This is a genomic window from Amycolatopsis sp. WAC 04169 (genome assembly GCF_003947535.1).
Taxonomy (GTDB): domain Bacteria; phylum Actinomycetota; class Actinomycetes; order Mycobacteriales; family Pseudonocardiaceae; genus Amycolatopsis; species Amycolatopsis keratiniphila.
The window spans coordinates 322,688-341,502 of record NZ_QHJI01000011.1; the positions used below are offsets into that span (position 1 = coordinate 322,688).

Genomic DNA, 18,815 nt, shown 5'->3' on the forward strand with positions numbered 1-18,815 from the left:
GGGGCCCTTCACCGCAACGCATGCGGTGAAGGACCCCTTCGGCTCGTGCTACAGGTACTGACCGGTGTTCGTGGCGGTGTCTATCGCCCGCCCCGAATCCTGGTTCTTGCCGGTGACGAGCGTGCGGATGTAGACGATCCGCTCGCCCTTCTTGCCGGAGATCCGGGCCCAGTCGTCCGGGTTGGTGGTGTTGGGCAGGTCCTCGTTCTCCGCGAACTCGTCGACGATCGCGTCCAGCAGATGCTGCACACGCAAGCCGGGCTGCTTGGTCTCCAGCACCGACTTGATCGCCGACTTCTTCGCCCGGTCCACGATGTTCTGGATCATCGCGCCCGAGTTGAAGTCGCGGAAGTACAGGACTTCCTTGTCACCGTTGGCGTAGGTGACCTCGAGGAACCTGTTCTCGTCCGTCTCCTCGTACATCCGCTCGACGGTGTGCTGGATCATCGCGTCGAAGGTCGCCTTCACGTCCCCGCCGAACTCGGCGAGGTCGTCCGCGTGGATCGGGAGACCGTCGGAAAGGTACTTGGAGAAGATGTCCTTCGCGCCTTCGGCGTCCGGACGCTCGATCTTGATCTTGACGTCGAGCCGGCCCGGCCGCAGGATCGCCGGGTCGATCATGTCCTCGCGGTTGGAGGCGCCGATGACGATGACGTTCTCCAGGCCCTCGACACCGTCGATCTCCGAAAGCAGCTGCGGGACGATCGTGGTCTCCACGTCGGAGGACACGCCCGAACCGCGGGTGCGGAAGATCGAGTCCATCTCGTCGAAGAACACGATCACCGGGGTGCCTTCGGAGGCCTTTTCCCGAGCCCGCTGGAAGATCAGGCGGATATGCCGCTCGGTCTCCCCGACGAACTTGTTCAGCAGTTCCGGACCCTTGATGTTCAGGAAGTAGGACTTCCCGTCCGCCGAGTCGCCGCGGGCTTCCGCGACCTTCTTGGCGAGCGAGTTGGCCACCGCCTTGGCGATGAGGGTCTTACCGCAGCCAGGAGGCCCGTAGAGCAGCACGCCCTTCGGCGGGCGCAACTGGTACTCCTGGTACAGATCCGCGTGCAGGAACGGAAGCTCGACGGCGTCGCGGATCTGCTCGATCTGCCGGGTGAGGCCACCGATGTCCTCGTAGCGGACGTCGGGCACCTCCTCCAGCACGAGATCCTCGACCTCCGCCTTCGGCACGCGCTCGTAGGCGTAACCGGCCTTCGAGTCCACCAGCAGGGAATCGCCCGGCTTGAGGGGCTGTTCGGCCAGCGGATCGGAGAGCAGGACGACCCGCTCCTCGTCCGCGTGCCCGACCACCAGCGCACGAGGGCTGCCGCCCTCGACGTCCGGGGCCAGCACCTCGCGCAGCGCGCAGACCTCGCCGATCCGCTCGAAGTCACCGCCTTCGACGACGGTGAGCGCCTCGTTGAGCCGCAACGCCTGTCCGCGCTGCAGCGACGAGACCTCGACCGCGGGTGAGACCGAAACCCGCATCTTGCGGCCCGCGGTGAACACGTCCACCGTGTTGTCCTCGTACGCGGTGACGAACACGCCGTAACCGCTCGGAGGCTGGGCCAGCCTGTCGACCTCCTCCCGCAACGCGAGCAACTGGCCACGCGCCTCGCGGAGCGTCTCGACCAGTTTCGTGTTGCGTTCAGTGAGTTGGCTCACGCGTTCCGACGCCTCGGCGAGTCGCTGCTCCAGCACTCGGTTCTGACGTGGGGAATCGGTGAGCTTCCGGCGCAGCAGGGCGACTTCCTCCTCGAGGAAGCGGATTTGACGTGCCTGCTCGTCGGACGTGGTTCCAGCTCCGGTCGTTTCTGAAGGGTCGGCCTCCTCGCGCCGACCTCCGGGAAGGTCATGATGCATCGGGCACCTCCTCGGAGTGCTTTTCATTCCACGGTACCGGCGATCACCGACAATAAAAGGCCTTTCCGCATCACAAGATCGGCGCGTCGCGTTCCGGACGACCCACCAGCACGTACCTTCGCGACGCGCAAGGGGCCATCCCGGTGCCGGGTCCGGCACACTCATGGTCACAATCCGTCCACCTGGCCTGACCTGCGACGGAATACCCGGCTCCGTCCGGGTGCAAACGGGTTTCCGGTCTCAGTTCGGCCCTAATCGAGCGGCGATCCGGCCCGATGGCTAGCATCGGGCGACGTTCGCCGGGGAGGCGGACCCGCAGGTCATGTTGAGCATTTTCGCAGAACAGCTAGGGGGCACCAGCCATGACATACCCGCCGCAGCAGCCCGGCGGCTACGGACAGGATCCGTACGGCCAGCAGGGCGGGTACCCGCAGAGCGGCCCCCAGCCGCAACAGGGATACCCCGGCGCCGGCCAGTACGGTCAACAGGACCCGTACGGCCAGCAACAGGGTGGTTACCCGCAGAGCGGTCCTCAGCCCCAGCAGGGATACCCCGGTGGCACGCAGCAGTTCGGCCAGCCGGATCCGTACGGGCAGCAGGGCGGCTTCAACGCGTACCCGCAGGAAGGCGGTTACGGCGGCGGAGAGCCACCCAAGAAAAAGAAGACCGGCCTGATCGTCGGCATCGCGATCGGCGCGGTCGTGCTGGTCGGTGGCGGTGTCACCGCCCTGGTCATCGCGCTGAACTCCGGCGACGACAAGCCGGTCGCCGCGCCGCCCTCCAGCAGCGCCGCCCCGTCGGACGCCCCGTCCTCGTCGCAGAAGCCGAGCTCGACGCGCACCAGGTCGAGCTCGCCGAGCACGTCGTCGACCAAGAGCTCCGGTCCGGCGCCGGGCGGCAAGGCCACGCCGCAAGAGGTCTTCGAAAGCGCCGCGACCTCCTACAGCGCGGGTGACAAGCAGACGTTCCTCAACCTGATCTGCCGTAGCGAGAACACCAAGGACGAGGGCAAGCCGCTCGACCCCATCAAGCTCGAGATCATCGAGCCCGCCAAGGAAAGCGGTGACCGGGCGACCGGACGCTACCGCGCGACCCAGGGCACCAAGACGGCGGAAGGCACCATCACCGCGGCCAAGGAATCGGAACTGTGGTGTCTCAAGGACATCAAGGCCGACAAGAAGTGACCCACCCGTGACGGTGAGCCACAAGCTGACCGCCGTCGCGGTGGTTTGCGGCGCGGTCGTGGCCGGGGTCGTGGTGGGGCTGCTCCTGGTGGCCCCGTCCGGCTCCGACCCGGCCGCGTCGAGCAGTTTCACGCCCTCGCCGGGGCCGGGTTCGTCCCGTCCGGTGCCGGTGGATCCGGACGTGGCCGCGGTCGAGGTCGTCGGCAAGGCGATCGCCGCGGCCATCGTCAATCACGACGCGACGGCGTTCGGGAAGCTCACCTGCGTCCAGCAGTCCTCGGCCGATCTGGCCGAACTCGGCCGGAAGTGGGCGGCGGCGGGGAAGGTCACCGCGACCATCCCCGATCCGCCGTCGGTCAGCGGCGACTCCGCCTCCGTGACCGTTCACGTCGAAGGCGCGGGTGGCCAGAAGGACACGCCGTTCCCGCTGAAGAAACGCGACGGCAAATGGTGCGTGCCGTGATTCTTGTCGACCGCTGACGAAAACTCGCCCAAGGGGCGCGGGGCGCCCTTGGGGAGACCATTCGGTACCGGCACCTCGGTACCTGTTCCGCTGATCCCCCGCTAGCCCTTGCCGGAGCGCCGGTGCACCCGAGGCGACACGGTCCCGTCCGCCAGACGGCGCGCCGTCAGCAGGAACGCGGTGTGCGCGACCATCCGATGGTCCGGCCGCACCGCGAGACTCACGACGTGCCACGGCCGCATGAGGGTCTCCCACGATTCCGGCTCGGTCCAGCACTGCTGATCCCGCAAAGCTTCCGTGATCCGCGAAAGCTGTGTGACCGTCGCCACATAGACCGTGAGCACGCCGCCCGGCACCAGATGCGCGGCGACCGTCTCCAGCTGGTCCCAGGGCGCCAGCATGTCGAGGACGACGCGGTCGACCTCGCCGGTGTGCGTCGACAGGTCCGCGACCGTCAGCGACCAGTTGTCCGGCTTGTGGCCGAAGAACTTCTCCACGTTCCGCTCGGCGTGTTCGGCGTGGTCGTCCCGGATCTCATAGGACTGCACCGTGCCTTCCGAGCCGACCGCACGCAGCAGCGAGCAGGTCAGCGCGCCGGAGCCGGCGCCCGCCTCGAGCACCCGCGCCCCCGGGAAGATGTCGCCCCACATCACGATCTGCGCGGCGTCCTTCGGGTAGATCACCTGCGCGCCACGCGGCATCGACAACACGTAGTCCGGCAGCAGCGGGCGCAGCGCCAGATAGTGGCTGCCGCCCGCCGAAGTGACGACCGAACCCTCCTGCGCACCGATCACGTCGTCGTGCGCCAGCGCACCGCGGTGGGTGTGATACTGCTGTCCCTCGGCCAGCACCATGGTGTAGTGCCGCCCCTTGGAGTCGGTCAGCTGAACCCGGTCACCAACACGAAACGGCCCTCGGACCGACACTGAACCTCCATACCCGCGAATGATCGATGACCGATCCTCGCAGGTGGCCGTACCGCGTTACGCCGGGGGTCGGCTCCGGGTCATCGCGGCGCGCAGGTCTTCCCGCCGGAGCACCCCTGCTGGCCGGCCTTCGTCGTCCACCACGAGGAACTGCCACGCGGCGGTTTCCCTGACCCGCTCGGCGATCTCCTCCCCCGACTCCGAGGAGAGCAGCACGGTGTCGGCGCGGATCGGTTCCGCGGCCATCTCCGCGGGCGCGTGCGGCGACGTCCCGGCCAGCTGCGCGGCGGCCGTCTCGTCGAGCAGCCCGGCCGCGACGCCGTCGGCGCGCACCAGGACGACTCCACGGCCTGCCGAGGCGGCCAGCGCGTCCGAAACGGGGCTTTCCGCGGGAAGCTGGAGAACGGGCCGGACGAGTTCGCTGAGCCGTACGCCTTCCGGCCACCCCCGGCGTGTTTCGGCGGCGAGTTCGCTTCGCGCGCCGAGGACCACGAACCACGCCGTCACGACGCAGACACCGAGGCGGAGCCAACGATCCTCGCTGCCGGCCGCCAAACCCCACAGCGCCCAGACGACCAGTCCCGCAGCGACCACACCGCCGCCGACGACCGCCGCCCGCGTGCCCTTCTCCCTGCGCCCCGTGGCCGCCCAGACGCCGGCGCGGACCAGCCGTCCGCCGTCGAGCGGGAGTCCGGGAAGGAGGTTGAAGATCCCGACGGCGAAGTTCGCGACGGCGCATTCGGCGATGAGCAGCCATGCGGCGCTTTCCGGCGGGACCGCGAACATCAGCAGCCCGCAGAATCCGCCGAGCAGCAACGAAACCACCGGTCCCGCGGCGGCGACGAGCCCTTCCTGCCGAGGCTGGCGGGGAGTCCTGGCGACCTCGGACAGGCCGCCGAGCAGGAACAACCGCAGGCGCCGGACCGGGATCCCGAGGCGCAGCGCGACCAGGCAGTGCCCGAGTTCGTGGGCGAGCACCGAAAGGCCGAGAAGGACCGCGAACGCGGCAGCCAGCAGCCAGGAGGTCAGCGTGGTGGCGCCGGGCAGGATCCGGCCGACCAGCGGGGTGTAGAGCACCACGATGATCAGGGAGCCGATCCACCACGAAGGGGCCAGCAGCACGGGGATCCCGGAAACCCGGAACAGCAGGAGCCCACCCTCTGGTGCCACGCCTCGTCGAGGCGGGCCCTGCTCACCCGTCACCGCCATGTGTCGAAGCGTAGATGCCCGGTTGTGGGGTGCCGGTAACCCGCCCTTCCCGTCCGGGTGGTGTCGGTCATGTCGCTCCGGTGCGTTGCGGTCCCGAAACTGTCGGTGCCCGGCGATACGCTCCTCCCATGCCCGACACCGACACGGTCACCGCCGATCCGCCGCCCGGCGCCGAAATCCCGCGCCGTCGGCCGGCCCTGTCCCCGTCGCGTGCCAGCGACTTCAAGCAGTGTCCGCTGCTCTACCGCTTCCGAGCGGTCGACAGACTGCCCGAGATCCCGACGAAGGCCCAGCTGCGCGGCACGCTGGTGCATTCCGTACTGGAGCGCCTGTTCTCCCTTCCGCAGGCCGATCGCACCCCTCCGCAGGCCAAGGAGCTGCTCGCGCCGGCGTGGGAGGAGCTGTCCTCGGAACGTCCGGAGTGGATCGAGCTGTTCGACCAGGAGGATCCGGAGGCCGTCACGTCGTGGCTCGCGTCGGCCGAGCAGCTCGTCGACACCTACTTCGGCCTGGAGGATCCGCGCCGTCTGGAGCCGGAAGCGTGTGAGCTGCACGTCGAGATCGAGCTGGGCTCCGGAGTGCTGCTCCGGGGCTACGTCGACCGGCTGGACGTGGCGCCGACCGGCGAGATCCGCGTCGTCGACTACAAGACCGGTGCCGCGCCCCGCGAGATCGGCGAGGCCAAGGCGATGTTCCAGATGAAGTTCTACGCCGTGGTCCTCTGGCGGCTCCGCGGGGTCGTGCCGCGTCAGCTGAAACTGATGTACCTCACCGACGGGCAATCTCTGGCCTACACGCCCGACGAGGGCGAGCTGATCCGCTTCGAGCGCACGCTGGAGGCGATCTGGCAGGCGATCCTCAAAGCGGGCAAGACCGGCGATTTCCGGCCGAATCCGAGCAAACTCTGCGCGTGGTGCGATCACCAGGCGCTCTGCCCGCAGTACGGCGGCACTCCCCCGCCGTATCCCGGCTGGCCGGAGCCGGATCCCGGCGAGGAGTCCGTATTGGACCGTGCGGACTAGGCCGTGTCCGGTGAGTCCCTTCGATGGGCTTCGTGATCCAGGTGGTTCCTGGCGATGCGGGCGGATCGGCCTCGTACCGGGTCGTACTCGGCCGTATCCGCCCGTGCCGTCAGGGAGCGCCTGGGCGCGGAGACCGCGAACGGCCTCATCGGACACGGCCTAGGGTGCTTATGTGACAGAAGCCTTCTATGTGCCGTCGGGTGACGGCGTCTTCCTCCCGACCCCGCACACCGCCGGCCCGTGGACCCCGGACGCGCAGCACTTCGGGCCGCCCTCGGCGTTGCTGGTCCGCGCGCTCGAAGAGGTCGAGGCGCCGCACGCGAGCCAGCTGGCACGGGTGACGGTCGAGATCCTCGGGCCCGCGCCGCTGAAGGAGCTGTCGGTACGGGCCCGGGTGGAGCGGCCGGGCCGGTCGGTCGAGTTGCTGACGGCCGAGCTCTCCCACGGTGAGCGGGTCGTCGCCCATGCCTCGGCGTGGCGCATCGCGACGTCGGACACCACGGCGGTCGCCACCGCGGAAGGTCCGGCGCTGCCTTCGCCGGAGGGGCTGCCGACGTCCTCTTGGCCGGAGAGCTGGCACGGTGGGTATCTCGACGCCGTCGAGTGGCGCCGCGTCAAGGGCGCGCTGGACGAACCCGGTCCCGCGACCGTCTGGGGCAGGCAGCGCGTCGCGCTCGTCGACGGGGAGAAGCCGAGCCCGCTGCAGCGGCTGTTCGTGCTGGCGGATTCCGGCAACGGGATCTCGAACTTCCTGGACCCGCGCGAGTGGTGGTTCATCAACTCCGAGCTGACGGTGCACCTCCGCCGCCCGCCGCTCGGCGACTGGATCGGCGTCGACGCGGCCACCCTGGTCGGCCCGAACGGGATCGGCACGGCGACCACGACGCTGCACGACGCGTCGGGGCCGATCGCCTCCGGGGCGCAGGCCTTGCTGGTGCGACCGCGACAGGCGGGCTGATAGACGCGCTTTCTCGGCGTGTTTCCAATAGCCTTCCCGGAACAACAGACACAGGGAGCGCTTCGGCATGCAGATCACCTCGGTGGTCAACCAGAAAGGCGGGGTCGGCAAGACCTCACTCAGCGTGGGCGCGGCGGCCGCTTTGGCCGAACGCGGCCGCCGGGTGCTGCTGATCGACCTCGACCCACAGGGCCACGCGACCACCGAACTCCTCGGCCTGGACGAGGTGGCGCCGGATATGCCCAGCCTCGCGAAAGCCCTGACCAAGGTGTGGAAGGGCCCGATCGAGGAACTCGTCGTCCGGCATCCGCGCAGCAACCTCGGGCGGGGCGGCGCGTTCGACGTCATCCCGACCTCGCCGGGGATGTTCGACCTGATCCGGCGGCTGGACCAGTTCCGGGTGCCCGGGTGGCAGCTGGCCAGGGTCATCCAGTTCGCCAACTACGACCACATCGTCATCGACTGCCCGCCCGCGCTCGACGTGCTGACCAACAACGCGCTCGCCGCCTCGCACGGGATCCTCGTGCCGGTGCAGCCGGACCGGACGAGCATCCGCGCGCTGCGCCTGCTTTCGGACCAGGTGCGTTACGTCGAACAGACCGTCGGCCGTCCGCCGATCGCCTACTACGGCCTCGTTCCAGGGCTGTACCGCCGCCCGATCTCGCACTACGCGGCGGCGGCGTTGCAGGAGCTGTACGCGTTCGGGATCCCGATGCTGTCGCACGTCCCGCTCGGTGTCGTGATGAACGAAGCCGCCGCGCACGGCGTGCCGGTGACGACGTACGCGCCGGAAACGCTGCAGGCACTGTCGTTCCGGGAGATCGCGGAGACGCTGGACGGCTATCTGCAGAACCATCCGGCCTCGGCGATCGTGCCCGCGGACGAGGAGTTCGTCTTCGAGGACTTCATCACCGAGGTCTCGGTGACTCGGAGCGCCAAGGACAACGGAGCGCGCAAGAAGCTCTACGACCTGATGCCCAAGAAGCCTAACCGTCCCCGCTAGCCAATGCCATGAACGGTCCGTTCCTTGCAAATTTTGCAAGGAACGGACCGTTCATAGCGTCTGAAGCGGGGTCAAAGGCGGCAGGCCCGGATGTCCGAAGCCAGGACGGCCTTGGCGCCGGTCTCGGCGAGCTCGTCCATGATCCGGTTGACCTCCTTGCGCGGCACCATCGCCCGCACGGCCACCCAGTCCGCGTCGGCCAGCGGCGCGACGGTCGGCGACTCGAGACCCGGCGTGATCGCGATGGCCGCGTCGAGCAGCGACCGCGGGCAGTCGTAGTCCAGCATCATGTAGTGCTGGGCGAAGACGACACCCTGCAGCCGCGCCTTCAGCTGGTCCTTGGGCCGGGTGTGCTCGGTACCCGCCCGCTGCAGCAGCACCGCCTCCGACACGCAGATCGGGTCCCCGAAGGCCACGAGGTTGTGCTGGCGCAACGACCGCCCCGACTCGACGACGTCCGCGATGGCGTCGGCCACGCCGAGCTGGATCGAGATCTCGACGGCGCCGTCGAGGCGGATGACCTCCGCCTCCACCCCGTGCTGCTTCAGGTTCTCCCGCACGAGCCGCGGGTACGACGTCGCGAGCCGCTTGCCCTGCAGGTCTTCGGCCCGCCACTCGCGGCCCGCCGGCGCGGCGTACCGGAAGGTGGAACCGCCGAAGCCGAGGCCGAGGATCTCCTCGACCGGGGCACCGGAGTCGAGCGCGAGGTCGCGGCCGGTGATGCCGAGATCCAGCTCGCCGGATCCGACGTAGATCGCGATGTCCTTGGGACGCAAGAAGAAGAACTCGACCTCGTTGACCGTGTCGAGCACGGTCAGGTCGCGGGCCTCATGTCGCTTGCGGTAGCCGGCCTCTCCGAGCATCTCCGTCGCGGCGGCGGCGAGGGCTCCCTTGTTCGGCACGGCGACACGCAGCATTGCTTCTCCTTGGTTCTCCGGACGCGACCGCGTCACAGGTACCGGTACACGTCCTCTGTCGACAGTCCTCGGCCGAGCATGAGCACCTGCACGCGGTACAGTAGCTGTGAAATCTCCTCGGAGAGCCTGTCGTCGGATTCGTGCTCGGCGGCGATCCACACCTCGCCCGCCTCTTCGAGCACCTTCTTGCCCTGCGCGTGCACTCCCGCGTCCAGCGCGGCGACGGTGCCGGAACCGTCAGGGCGCGTACGGGCGCGCTCGGCAAGCTCGGCGAACAGCTCATCGAAGGTCTTCACGGTCTGGAGATCCTTCCATCCGCGCCCGCGTCGCGCTGCCCCGGGCCGGTGTGTTGCCGCTCGCGTCACACTTCAGAACAGCGCGGCGCCGCCCCGTTCGAAGTCGAGCAGGTGCCGTTTCCGTTCGACACCACCGCCGTAACCGGTGAGATCGCCGTTGGAACCGATCACGCGGTGGCACGGCACGATGATGCTGATCGGGTTCTTCCCGTTCGCGAGCCCGACCGCGCGCGACGCGGTGGGCCTGCCGAGACGGTCGGCGAGCTGACCGTAGGAAACCGTCTCGCCATATGGGATGCCGAGCAGGCCTTCCCAGACCATCCGCTGGAATTCGGTGCCGCCGAAGCTCAGCGGGAGATCGAATTCCTTCCGCTGTCCGGCGAAGTACTCCTTCAACTGCTTCTCGGTGTCGACGAAGACCGGCGCGCCCGGGTCCGGATGGCCGAAGCTCTCCTGGGCCGGACGGTGCCGCTGCTGGACCATGTAGACCCCGCAGAGCCTCTCGCCGTCCGCGACCAGGGTCAGCTTGTCGTACGGGCTGTCGATGACGGTATGCGTGCGCATGGCGCTCCTCGAACTCAGGCGGCGGGCAGCCGGTTGATCGGGTGATCCCCGGTCGCCCAGAGGTGCTGGACGGCGTAGGCGCGCCACGGGCGCCAGCGTTCGGCGTGCGCGGCGAACGCCGCCGGGCCGAGCCCGAACCCCTTGGCGGCGACTTTGACGCCGAGGTCGGTCGGCAGGAAGGCGTCGGGGTCGCCGAGCGAGCGCATCGCGATGCTCTCGACGGTCCACGGGCCGAAGCCGGGCAACGCGTGCAGCCGTTCGCGGGCGCGCTGCCAGTCGCTTCCCGCGCCGAGATCGAGTTCCCCGCCGTTCAGTTCCGCGACGAGGCCGAGCAGGGTCCGCTTGCGGCTCTGCGGCATCGCGAGGCTTTCCGGGTCGATTTCCGCGAGCGCGGCGGCGTCCGGGAAGACGTGGGTGAGGCCACCGTCCGGATCGTCGACGGGGTCACCGTGCGCGAGGACCAGCCTGGCGGCGTGAGTGCGGGCCGCCGCGGTGGACACCTGCTGGCCGAGGACCGCGCGGACGGCGAACTCGTCACCGTCGACCGTCCTCGGCACCCGCCTGCCGGGCGCGGCGGCCACGAGTGGGCCGAGCAGCGGGTCCGCGGCCAGCGCTTCGTCGACCGCGGCCGGGTCGGCGTCGAGGTCCAGCAGACGGCGGCAGCGGCTGATCGCGGTCGAGAGATCCCGCAGGTCCGACAGGGTGAGCCGGCAGCCGATGTAGCCGTCTTCCGGCTTGAGCGCGACGACGGCGGCGCCGTGCGGGAGCCGCAGCGTGCGGCGGTACGCGCCGTCACGCCATTCCTCGACGCCGGGGACTCCGGTCGCGACGAGATGCCCGAAGAGGTTGTCCGGGAACAGCGGCTTCCGGTACGGCAGGCGCAGGTTCAGCGTCCCGGGCGCGGCTGCCGGCGCGGTGCGGACGCGGGCCCGCAGTTCCGTTGGGGACAGGGCGAAGACCTCGCGGACGGTGTCGTTGAAGGTCCGGACGCTGCCGAACCCCGCGGCGAGGGCGACGTCGATCATCGACAGGCCGGTCGTCTCGATCAGCAGCCGTGCCGTCTGCGCCCGTTGCGCACGGGCGAGGCTGAGCGGGCCGGCGCCGAGTTCGGCGCGCACGTGCCGCTCCACCTGCCGGACGCTGTAGCCGAGCCGGGCGGCCAGCCCGCTCACGCCGTCGGTGTCGACGACGCCGTCGGCGATCAGCCGCATCGCCCTGGCCACCAGATCCGCGCGCTCGTTCCACTGCGGTGACCCGGGACTGGCGTCCGGACGGCACCGTTTGCAGGCACGGAACCCGGCCTCCTGCGCGGCCGCCGCGCTCGGGTAGAACGTCATGTTCTCCGGCTTGGGCGGGACGACCGGGCAGCTCGCCCGGCAGTAGATCCGCGTCGTCAGGACGGCGGTGAAGAACCAGCCGTCGAACCGGGCGTCCTTCGCCTGGACCGCCCGGACGCAGCGTTCGAAATCCTCATGCACCGGGCAAGCATCACCGACCGGACGGGGCGGGGTCTAGCGGAAATGCGACATGGCGGTCAGGGCAGGAGCGCGGTCAGCGCCGGCACGTCGAGCCCGACCAGCGTCGAACGGAACACCCGCCGCTCTCCCGGTTCGACGTCGACGTCGTTCGGGATCACCACCACCGTGCAGCCCGCGGCGGCCGCGGAAGCCGCGCCGGGCGGTGAATCCTCGATCGCCACGCACCGGGAAGCCGGGACTCCCAGCAACTCCGTGGCCAGCTGATACGGCCTCGCGTGCGGCTTGTTCAGACCATCGACCTCGTCACCGCAGACCGTGGCGGCGAAGTACTCGCGGCCGATGGTGTTGAGCGCGAGTTCGGTCAGCGACCGTTCGGTGGAGGTGACCAGCGCCATCGGGACCCCGTTGGCGCGCAACAGTTCGAGCAGCTCCTGCGCGCCGGGACGCCACGGGAGCGGACCGTCGAAGAGGTTGGCCGTGCGGCGGCGGATCCACTCCCCCATCTCCGCGATCGACTCGGGCGTCACGGGCCTGGCGCACACTTCGAGCAGGAACGCGGCCGTGTCGTCCATATTGGACCCGACGAGACTCAGGCGCTGCTCCTCGGTCAGGCTGCCGCCGAGGCTCTCGACGGCCTCGTAGAGCGCGACGTCCCACAGCTTCTCCGAGTCGACCAGCGTGCCGTCCATGTCCCACAGCACGGCGGCGAGTCCGTCCGGTGTGGACGGTTCGGTCACGGCTCCCCCTCACGTTCGGTCAGGCCTTCCGAAGCCCACGGTAGCCGAGACGGATTCACGTCGGCGGCCAGGTGCATGCCCGAAATGTCGCATTGCGTCGGCTCCGCGCGGTTCGCGCCCGCGAAACGCCACCGGACATGCCCAACGGCGCACGGCCGCCTGGTCGTAGGCTGGTCCGGTGAGTGAGCCCGTCGACGAGACCCAGCGGCCCGGCCGCGACCACCCGGATGACACCAAGCCGATCATGATCGTCGCCTTCGAAGGATGGAACGACGCAGGTGACGCGGCCAGCCGGGCGGTCGAGCATCTCCAGCTCAACTGGGATGCGACCCCACTGAGCGAGCTGAGTCCTGACGAGTACTACGACTTCCAGGTCAGCAGACCGACCGTGCGCATGGTGGACGGCGTCACCCGGCGGGTCGACTGGCCGACCACGCGGCTCTCGGTGTGCCGTCCGGAGGGCTTCAGCCGGGACATCGTGCTGGTGCAGGGGCCGGAACCGAACATGCGCTGGCGCGCCTTCTGCGCCGAACTGCTGGAGCACATCCAGCAACTGGAGGTCTCCACCGTCGTCACCCTCGGCGCGCTCCTGGCCGACACCGCGCACACGCGACCTGTCCCGGTCACCGGGACGGCGTATGACAAGGACACCGCTTCGCAGTTCGGGCTGGAGCTGAACAACTACCAGGGGCCGACCGGCATCGTCGGGGTCCTGCAGGACTACTGCGTGCAGGCGGGTGTCCCGGCGGTCTCGATCTGGGCGGCCGTGCCGCACTACGTCTCGCATCCGCCGTCACCCAAGGCCACGCTGGCGCTGCTGCACAAACTCGAGGACGTCCTCGACGTCGAGATCCCGCTCGGCGCTCTTCCCGAGCAGGCCGAGGAGTGGCAGCGGACGGTCACCGAGATGGCCGAGGAGGACGAGGAGATCAGCGAGTACGTCCGGGGGCTCGAAGAGCGCGGCGACGCGGAGACCGAGTTCACGCTGGACGACGTCAGCGGAGACAAGATCGCGGCGGAGTTCGAGCGGTACCTGCGGCGTCGCCGTCCCGGCCAGGACGGCCCCGGACGGGTCTGATCGCGTCCCTTCAAGCGCTATGAACGGTCCGTTCCTTGCAAATTTTGCAAGGAACGGACCGTTCATAGCATTCGGCAGGGGGTCAGAAGATGCGCCGCAGCGGGATCGGCCCCCGCGCCCGCTTCCGCCACTCACGCGGATAACCGAGCGACACCTCCTCGAACCGCACACCGTCCGCCTCCGTGGAGCGCGGGATGTGCAGATGCCCGTAGACGGACACCTCGGCACGGAATCGCCGGTGCCAGTCCTCGGTCTCGGTCGTCCCGCACCACAGCGCGAACTCCGGGAAGTACAGCGGTTCGGTCGGGTGGCGGTGCAGCGGCCAGTGCGACATGAGGATCGTCCCGTGGTCCTCGGGGATCGCCTCCAGCCGCTCCGTGCTGATCTTCACCCGGTCGGCGCACCACGCCTGCCTGCTGGGATACGGATCAGGGTGCAGGAAGAACTCGTCCGTGCACAGCACGCCCGCCTCGCGCGCCTGCTCGATGGCCGTCAGCATCGGCAGGCCTTCGGCCGCGGGGGTCCGCCAGCTGTAGTCGTACAGGACGAACAGCGGCGCGATCGTCAGCGGCTTCTCCTGGTGCTCCCACACGGGGTACGGGTCCTCCGGGGTGAGGACGTCGATCTCGCGGCACCGTTCGACCAGATGCTCGTAGCGTGCCTGCCCGCGTAGCTGGCATTCGTCCTTCTGGGTGGTCCACAGCTCGTGGTTGCCGGGTACCCAGACGACCTTCGCGAAGCGTTCACGCAAGGTCTTGAGCACCCCGATCACGGATTCGGCGCGTTCGGCGACGTCACCGGCCACGAGCAGCCAGTCGTCGGGGGTACGGGGGACGACCTCGTCGACGAGCGGGGCGTTGCCCTCATGGGTGACGTGGAGGTCGCTGGTGGCGAAGAGATGCGGCACTCCACCACCGTAGCTTCACCCGGTCCGGGGAATCGCCGGAACAGCGTCACCGCGCAGCCTGCCCGACGCCGACACACCGAGCACGATCAACGCCGAGACCGTGTGCAGACCAGCTTGGACGTTCAGCAGGACCCCTGTGCCCAGCACGTTCAGCAGCCAGCCCGTCAGCAGCGCGCCCACCGCCGTGAACCCCGCGGTCCCGGCGAAGACGGTGCTCAGCACACGGCCGGAGCGTTCCGGGGACGCGGCGGTCTGGACCAGCGAGAGCAGCCCCGATCCGGCGAGCACCCCGGGCGCGCCGACCAGGCCGAAGAGCCCGATGAAAACGCCCAGCGAAGCGGTCAGCGCGGGCAGGTTCCAGATCACCGCCGACAGCAGGCCGAGCGCGAGCCCGCCCCAGCCGAGCAGCGCGGCGGGCGCCACCTTGCGGGCGACGGTGGCGACGGCGAATCCCGCGGCCAGCCCGCCGAGTGCCTGTACGCCGCGCAGGAGACCGACGTCGCCTTCGGTGCCGTCGAGGATGTCGAGCACGAAGACCACGAAGAGCACCAGGAACATCCCCTGCGCCAGTGACGTCAGCACCACGACGACACCGGCGAGGCGAAGGCGTCCTTCGCGGCCGATCTCGCGAAGCCCGTCGAGCCACGCCCGCACCACCGGTTCGTGTGGTCCGGCCGCTTTCGGTGCCGCGACGCGCCGGAACGGGCGCGCCAGCAGGGCAGAGCCGATCACCAGTACGCCGAGATAGGCGACCACGACCCAGCCCAGGCCGCCGAACCCGAGCAGGAGACCGCCCGCCCAGCCGCCGGCGAGCCGGGCGACGCTGCCGTTGATGCTCATCAAGCCGTTGGCGCCGATCAGCTCGCCGGGAGGGACCAGTTCGGGCACGAGCGCGTTGCGTGCGGGCTCGAACAACGAAGCGAGGCCCGCCTGCGCGGCCATCACCGCGTAGATCACGTGGACCGGGCCGCCGGACGCGACGAACAGCAGTGGCAGGGCCACGAACGCCTGTCCGGCGCACACCACGCACAGCACCAGCCGCCGGTTCCAGCGGTCCGCGACCACGCCGGCGACCGGGCTCAGCAGCACCGCGGGCACCAGGCCGAGGACGATGCTCAACGCCGTGGTGGCCGCCGAACCGGTGGCCTGGAAGACGAACACCGGCAACGCGATCTGCAGCATCCACTCGGCGGTCTCGGAGAAGAACGCGGCGATCCACAACCGCGCGAACGCGGGTTCCCTCAACGGTTTCATCTGCTCGGCTTCCCCTCGGCGTCGATGCGGAGGAACGCCCGCAGTCCCAAGTGGACCGGGAGCGCCCCGGCGGGAGCGTCTTCACGGATCGCGCCGACGTAGGGCCGCACGAGCGCGTCGATCCGCTGGACCAGCTCCTCCAGCTCGCCGGCGGTCACCCGCAGCGAGTAGTTGCTGATCCCCGACGCGTCCCGCCACTCCTCGCCGAGCCGGTCGGCGGCGTCGAGATAGCGCTCGGTCAGCTCCTTTTCCCGCGCGAGAGTGGTCCCCACGACCGCCAGCTGCGCCCCGTGCAGCTCCGGGTCGTCACCGAACTCGATACCGACCTGGCACGCCCGCCACGGCCGCTCCCGCCCGTCCTCCCCTTCGACCCGCTCCACGAGGCCGTGCCGCGCCAGCTGACGCAGATGCCAGCTGCAGTTCGAGGCGGTCGAGCCGACGGCCGCCGCGCACTCGCTCGCGGTGCGCGGGCCGACGGCCATGAGGTGGTCCACCAGCGCCGAACGCAGTGGATGCGCCAGCGCCCGCATCAGCTCGACGTCTTCGACCCGCTTGCGCGGCGGTAACCCGGCCATCGCCGATCCAATCTGAAAGGTTTCTTTCGAAAATTCTCTTTCAGATTTGCAGGTGACTTGGGCACTGTCAAGCAGATACCCTTGCCGGAGAAGTTGCTGCACAAGGCAGCAACTGCACAGTTCACTTACTGCACAAGGAATCACGTGCCTGACCAGCGAGAACTCGCCACCGCGGCGGCCTTGGAGATCCCCCGGTTCGTCAGCGCGACCGTCCTGTTCCAGACGGCCATGGCGGAACGGCTCGGGATCAGCCCCACCGAACTGCACGGGCTCCAGCTCGTCATCAGCGGCGCCGCGACCTCGCCGACCGAGCTGGCACGGGCACTCGGCATGACCACCGGCGCGGTGACGCGGATGCTCGACCGGATGGAGACGCGGCGGCTGGTCGAGCGCGTCCCCGATCCGGCCGACCGCCGCCGTCTCACGCTCCGCCCGCTTCCGGACCGGCTCGACGACGTCGCCGACCTCTACTCCCCCATGGCCCGGTTCTTCGGCGACCGCCTCGGCAAGCTGGACCGGCGCCAGCTCACCGCGCTGCTCGGCGTCCTGACCGACGGGCGCGCGTTCGCCGAACGAGAGGCCGCTCGGCTGCGCTCCGAAAAAGGGGTTGACTAACGCTACAGGTGTTGCGTTAGACTCTTCGTATCATGGACAACTGACATCGCGCCTTTCCCCGCTCCGAGGCGGCTTCGGTCGAGCACGGCTCCCGTAAGCCACGAGGCCCGGCGGGGTCCCCCATGTCCGAAGAAGCACGGTGATGTCGTATGTCTCTTTCCCTGATCGCCAAGGACCTCGTCCACTCCTACGGTGCCCGCGTCGTCCTCGACGGCGTGAACCTGACGGCTTCGGCCGGGCAGCGGCTCGGACTGGTCGGCGAGAACGGCGTTGGCAAGTCCACGCTCCTGCGCTTGCTCGCCGGGGTCGAGGAGCCGCAAGGCGGTGAAGTGCTTCGAGGCGACGACCTCGGTTTCCTCTTGCAGGAGTTGCCTTTCCCGCTCACCGCGCGGTTCTCCGACGTCATCGACGACGCCCTCGCCGAGATCCGGCAGGCGTCGGCGAGACTCGACGAGCTGACCGCGGCGCTCGCCCGGCATCCGGACGACGCCGCCGTGCTCGACGAGTACGGCACGGTGCTCGAGTGGGCGCAGGCGCACGACCTGTGGGACGCCGACCGGCGTGCCGAGGTCGTTTGCGCGGGGCTCGGACTGGCCGGGATCGACCCGGCGCGCGAACTGGGCACACTGTCGGGCGGACAGCGCTCGCGGCTCGGCCTCGCCGCGTTGCTCATCCGGCGGCCGGGCACCCTGGTCCTGGACGAGCCGACGAACCATCTCGACGACGCCGCGATGGAGTTCCTCGAACAGCATCTCGCTTCGCTGACCGGCGTCCTCGTGCTGTCGTCGCACGATCGCGTGTTCCTCGACGCGGTGTGCACCGACATCGTCGACCTCGACCCGGCGCTGGGCGGCCCGACCCGGTACGGCGGCACGTATTCCGATTACCTGGACCAGAAACGGGCCGAGCGGGCGCGCTGGGAACAGCGCTACGCCGAGGAACAGGACGAGCTCAAGGAACTGCGCGAATCGGTGGCCGTCACCGCGCGCAACGTCGCGCACAACCGGCCGCAGCGCGACAACGCCAAGATGCTTTACGACTTCAAGACCGGGAGGGTGCAGAAGCAGATCTCACGCCGGGTCCGCAACGCCCAGCTGCGCTTGGACGAACTGGAACGCGATCAGGTGCGGAAACCACCCGCGCCGCTGCGGTTCCAGGGCGATCTGACCGGCGAGCCCGGCGAGGGGAAGACGGCGATCTCGGTACGGGACATCGAGATCGCGGGGCGGCTGCGGCTGGCGACCTTGGATGTCACGACCACGTCGAGGCTCCTGATCACCGGTGGCAACGGCGCCGGGAAGTCGACGCTGCTGTCCGTCCTCGCCGGCTCGCTGACCCCGGACTCCGGCACCGTCCTTTCCGGACGCGGGGTGCGGATCGGCCTGCTGGCACAGGACGTCGTGTTCGCCGAGCCGGAGAAGACCGCGCAACGGACCTACGCCGAGGCCCTCGGCGAGGACGCTCCCCCGTTGCGTGGCCTGGGATTGCTGGCTCCGCGTGATCTTGGGACCCGCGTCGGCGCGTTGTCGGTCGGGCAGCGGCGGCGGCTCGCGCTGGCGTTGCTGATCGCCGACCCGCCGGAGGTCCTCCTGCTGGACGAGCCGACGAACCACATCTCGCTCACCTTGGCCGAGGAACTGTTCACCGCGCTCGATTCCGCGCCGGGTGCCGTCGTCATCGCGTCTCATGATCGATGGCTGCGGCGGGATTGGGCGGGTGACCACCTTCGACTGGAAGCCGGTCGCGTGGCCGTGTAGGGCGTTATACGGATGTCATGA

General features: G+C 69.4%; 19 protein-coding genes. 8 read left to right on the top strand and 11 right to left on the bottom strand.

The window, feature by feature from the left end; genetic code table 11:
• Positions 1-48: 48 nt before the first annotated feature.
• Positions 49-1,851, bottom strand: a complete 1,803-nt coding sequence (gene arc / locus DMC61_RS31060) for a proteasome ATPase (protein ID WP_037337492.1) — start codon at positions 1,849-1,851, stop codon at positions 49-51.
• Positions 1,852-2,213: 362 nt separating this feature from the next.
• Here arc and DMC61_RS31065 point away from each other — a divergent pair, with 362 nt between their 5' ends.
• Positions 2,214-3,035, top strand: a complete 822-nt coding sequence (locus DMC61_RS31065) for a hypothetical protein (RefSeq protein ID WP_125693617.1) — start codon at positions 2,214-2,216, stop codon at positions 3,033-3,035.
• Positions 3,036-3,042: 7 nt separating this feature from the next.
• Positions 3,043-3,498 (top strand): hypothetical protein, encoded by a 456-nt coding sequence (locus tag DMC61_RS31070; RefSeq protein ID WP_125693619.1) that lies wholly within the window; start codon positions 3,043-3,045, stop codon positions 3,496-3,498.
• A gap of 101 nt (positions 3,499-3,599) precedes the next feature.
• On the opposite strand, the gene DMC61_RS31075 is transcribed toward DMC61_RS31070, so the two are convergent.
• Both DMC61_RS31075 and DMC61_RS31080 read right to left on the bottom strand, forming a co-directional pair.
• Complete coding sequence (locus tag DMC61_RS31075; protein ID WP_007035384.1) at positions 3,600-4,424, bottom strand: tRNA (adenine-N1)-methyltransferase; 825 nt, start codon at positions 4,422-4,424, stop codon at positions 3,600-3,602.
• 57 nt (positions 4,425-4,481) lie between these two features.
• Complete coding sequence (locus tag DMC61_RS31080; protein WP_046199796.1) at positions 4,482-5,633, bottom strand: M50 family metallopeptidase; 1,152 nt, start codon at positions 5,631-5,633, stop codon at positions 4,482-4,484.
• Between the two features lie 128 nt (positions 5,634-5,761).
• On the opposite strand from DMC61_RS31080, the gene DMC61_RS31085 reads away from it, so the two are divergent.
• The 3 genes from DMC61_RS31085 to DMC61_RS31095 all read left to right on the top strand — a co-directional run bounded on the left by DMC61_RS31085 (position 5,762) and on the right by DMC61_RS31095 (position 8,616).
• A complete protein-coding gene (locus DMC61_RS31085) occupies positions 5,762-6,655 on the top strand; it encodes a RecB family exonuclease (RefSeq protein ID WP_016334153.1) in 894 nt (297 codons plus the stop codon).
• Between the two features lie 172 nt (positions 6,656-6,827).
• Positions 6,828-7,613 carry a thioesterase family protein gene (locus DMC61_RS31090; protein ID WP_125693621.1) on the top strand — a complete coding sequence of 262 codons (786 nt, stop codon included), beginning with the start codon at positions 6,828-6,830 and terminating at the stop codon, positions 7,611-7,613.
• Positions 7,614-7,680: 67 nt separating this feature from the next.
• A complete protein-coding gene (locus DMC61_RS31095) occupies positions 7,681-8,616 on the top strand; it encodes a ParA family protein (protein WP_016334151.1) in 936 nt (311 codons plus the stop codon).
• A gap of 71 nt (positions 8,617-8,687) precedes the next feature.
• On the opposite strand, the gene hisG is transcribed toward DMC61_RS31095, so the two are convergent.
• The 5 genes from hisG to DMC61_RS31120 form a co-directional block, all read right to left on the bottom strand.
• Entirely contained in the window at positions 8,688-9,533 is an 846-nt protein-coding gene (gene hisG / locus DMC61_RS31100; RefSeq protein ID WP_016334150.1) for an ATP phosphoribosyltransferase, read from the bottom strand.
• A 32-nt stretch (positions 9,534-9,565) separates the two neighbouring features.
• Positions 9,566-9,829 carry a phosphoribosyl-ATP diphosphatase gene (locus tag DMC61_RS31105; RefSeq protein WP_016334149.1) on the bottom strand — a complete coding sequence of 88 codons (264 nt, stop codon included), beginning with the start codon at positions 9,827-9,829 and terminating at the stop codon, positions 9,566-9,568.
• Between the two features lie 72 nt (positions 9,830-9,901).
• The gene (locus DMC61_RS31110; RefSeq protein WP_125693623.1) at positions 9,902-10,393 is read right to left on the bottom strand and encodes a methylated-DNA--[protein]-cysteine S-methyltransferase; all 492 of its coding nucleotides are present in this window, start codon (positions 10,391-10,393) and stop codon (positions 9,902-9,904) included.
• A 14-nt stretch (positions 10,394-10,407) separates the two neighbouring features.
• Positions 10,408-11,871: a DNA-3-methyladenine glycosylase 2 family protein gene (locus DMC61_RS31115; protein WP_125693625.1), complete on the bottom strand. Its 1,464-nt coding sequence runs from the start codon at positions 11,869-11,871 to the stop codon at positions 10,408-10,410.
• A gap of 56 nt (positions 11,872-11,927) precedes the next feature.
• The gene (locus tag DMC61_RS31120; protein ID WP_083715594.1) at positions 11,928-12,608 is read right to left on the bottom strand and encodes an HAD family phosphatase; all 681 of its coding nucleotides are present in this window, start codon (positions 12,606-12,608) and stop codon (positions 11,928-11,930) included.
• 178 nt (positions 12,609-12,786) lie between these two features.
• On the opposite strand from DMC61_RS31120, the gene DMC61_RS31125 reads away from it, so the two are divergent.
• Positions 12,787-13,686 carry a PAC2 family protein gene (locus DMC61_RS31125; RefSeq protein WP_063272104.1) on the top strand — a complete coding sequence of 300 codons (900 nt, stop codon included), beginning with the start codon at positions 12,787-12,789 and terminating at the stop codon, positions 13,684-13,686.
• Positions 13,687-13,768: 82 nt separating this feature from the next.
• Here DMC61_RS31125 and DMC61_RS31130 read toward each other — a convergent pair whose 3' ends face one another.
• The 3 genes from DMC61_RS31130 to DMC61_RS31140 are packed head-to-tail and all read right to left on the bottom strand — an operon-like array spanning position 13,769 to position 16,422.
• Positions 13,769-14,593 (bottom strand): metallophosphoesterase, encoded by an 825-nt coding sequence (locus DMC61_RS31130; protein WP_125693627.1) that lies wholly within the window; start codon positions 14,591-14,593, stop codon positions 13,769-13,771.
• A gap of 15 nt (positions 14,594-14,608) precedes the next feature.
• Complete coding sequence (locus tag DMC61_RS31135) at positions 14,609-15,847, bottom strand: MFS transporter (RefSeq protein ID WP_125693629.1); 1,239 nt, start codon at positions 15,845-15,847, stop codon at positions 14,609-14,611.
• Positions 15,844-16,422: a helix-turn-helix domain-containing protein gene (locus DMC61_RS31140; protein WP_125693630.1), complete on the bottom strand. Its 579-nt coding sequence runs from the start codon at positions 16,420-16,422 to the stop codon at positions 15,844-15,846. Before DMC61_RS31140 ends, DMC61_RS31135 begins: the two co-directional genes overlap by 4 nt.
• A gap of 144 nt (positions 16,423-16,566) precedes the next feature.
• Between DMC61_RS31140 and DMC61_RS31145 the strand changes: the two genes are divergently transcribed.
• Positions 16,567-17,037: a MarR family winged helix-turn-helix transcriptional regulator gene (locus DMC61_RS31145; protein WP_125693632.1), complete on the top strand. Its 471-nt coding sequence runs from the start codon at positions 16,567-16,569 to the stop codon at positions 17,035-17,037.
• A 149-nt stretch (positions 17,038-17,186) separates the two neighbouring features.
• Positions 17,187-18,794 carry an ABC-F family ATP-binding cassette domain-containing protein gene (locus DMC61_RS31150; protein ID WP_125693634.1) on the top strand — a complete coding sequence of 536 codons (1,608 nt, stop codon included), beginning with the start codon at positions 17,187-17,189 and terminating at the stop codon, positions 18,792-18,794.
• Positions 18,795-18,815: the final 21 nt, after the last annotated feature.

What these genes read in the sequence shown, in the direction of transcription:
- arc (WP_037337492.1), bottom strand. Translation starts at nt 1,851, where the DNA reads ATGCATCATGACCTTCCCGGAGGTCGGCGCGAGGAGGCCGACCCTTCA.
- DMC61_RS31065 (WP_125693617.1), top strand. Translation starts at nt 2,214, where the DNA reads ATGACATACCCGCCGCAGCAGCCCGGCGGCTACGGACAGGATCCGTAC.
- DMC61_RS31080 (WP_046199796.1), bottom strand. Translation starts at nt 5,633, where the DNA reads ATGGCGGTGACGGGTGAGCAGGGCCCGCCTCGACGAGGCGTGGCACCA.
- DMC61_RS31085 (WP_016334153.1), top strand. Translation starts at nt 5,762, where the DNA reads ATGCCCGACACCGACACGGTCACCGCCGATCCGCCGCCCGGCGCCGAA.
- DMC61_RS31095 (WP_016334151.1), top strand. Translation starts at nt 7,681, where the DNA reads ATGCAGATCACCTCGGTGGTCAACCAGAAAGGCGGGGTCGGCAAGACC.
- hisG (WP_016334150.1), bottom strand. Translation starts at nt 9,533, where the DNA reads ATGCTGCGTGTCGCCGTGCCGAACAAGGGAGCCCTCGCCGCCGCCGCG.
- DMC61_RS31110 (WP_125693623.1), bottom strand. Translation starts at nt 10,393, where the DNA reads ATGCGCACGCATACCGTCATCGACAGCCCGTACGACAAGCTGACCCTG.
- DMC61_RS31135 (WP_125693629.1), bottom strand. Translation starts at nt 15,847, where the DNA reads ATGAAACCGTTGAGGGAACCCGCGTTCGCGCGGTTGTGGATCGCCGCG.
- DMC61_RS31140 (WP_125693630.1), bottom strand. Translation starts at nt 16,422, where the DNA reads ATGGCCGGGTTACCGCCGCGCAAGCGGGTCGAAGACGTCGAGCTGATG.
- DMC61_RS31150 (WP_125693634.1), top strand. Translation starts at nt 17,187, where the DNA reads ATGTCTCTTTCCCTGATCGCCAAGGACCTCGTCCACTCCTACGGTGCC.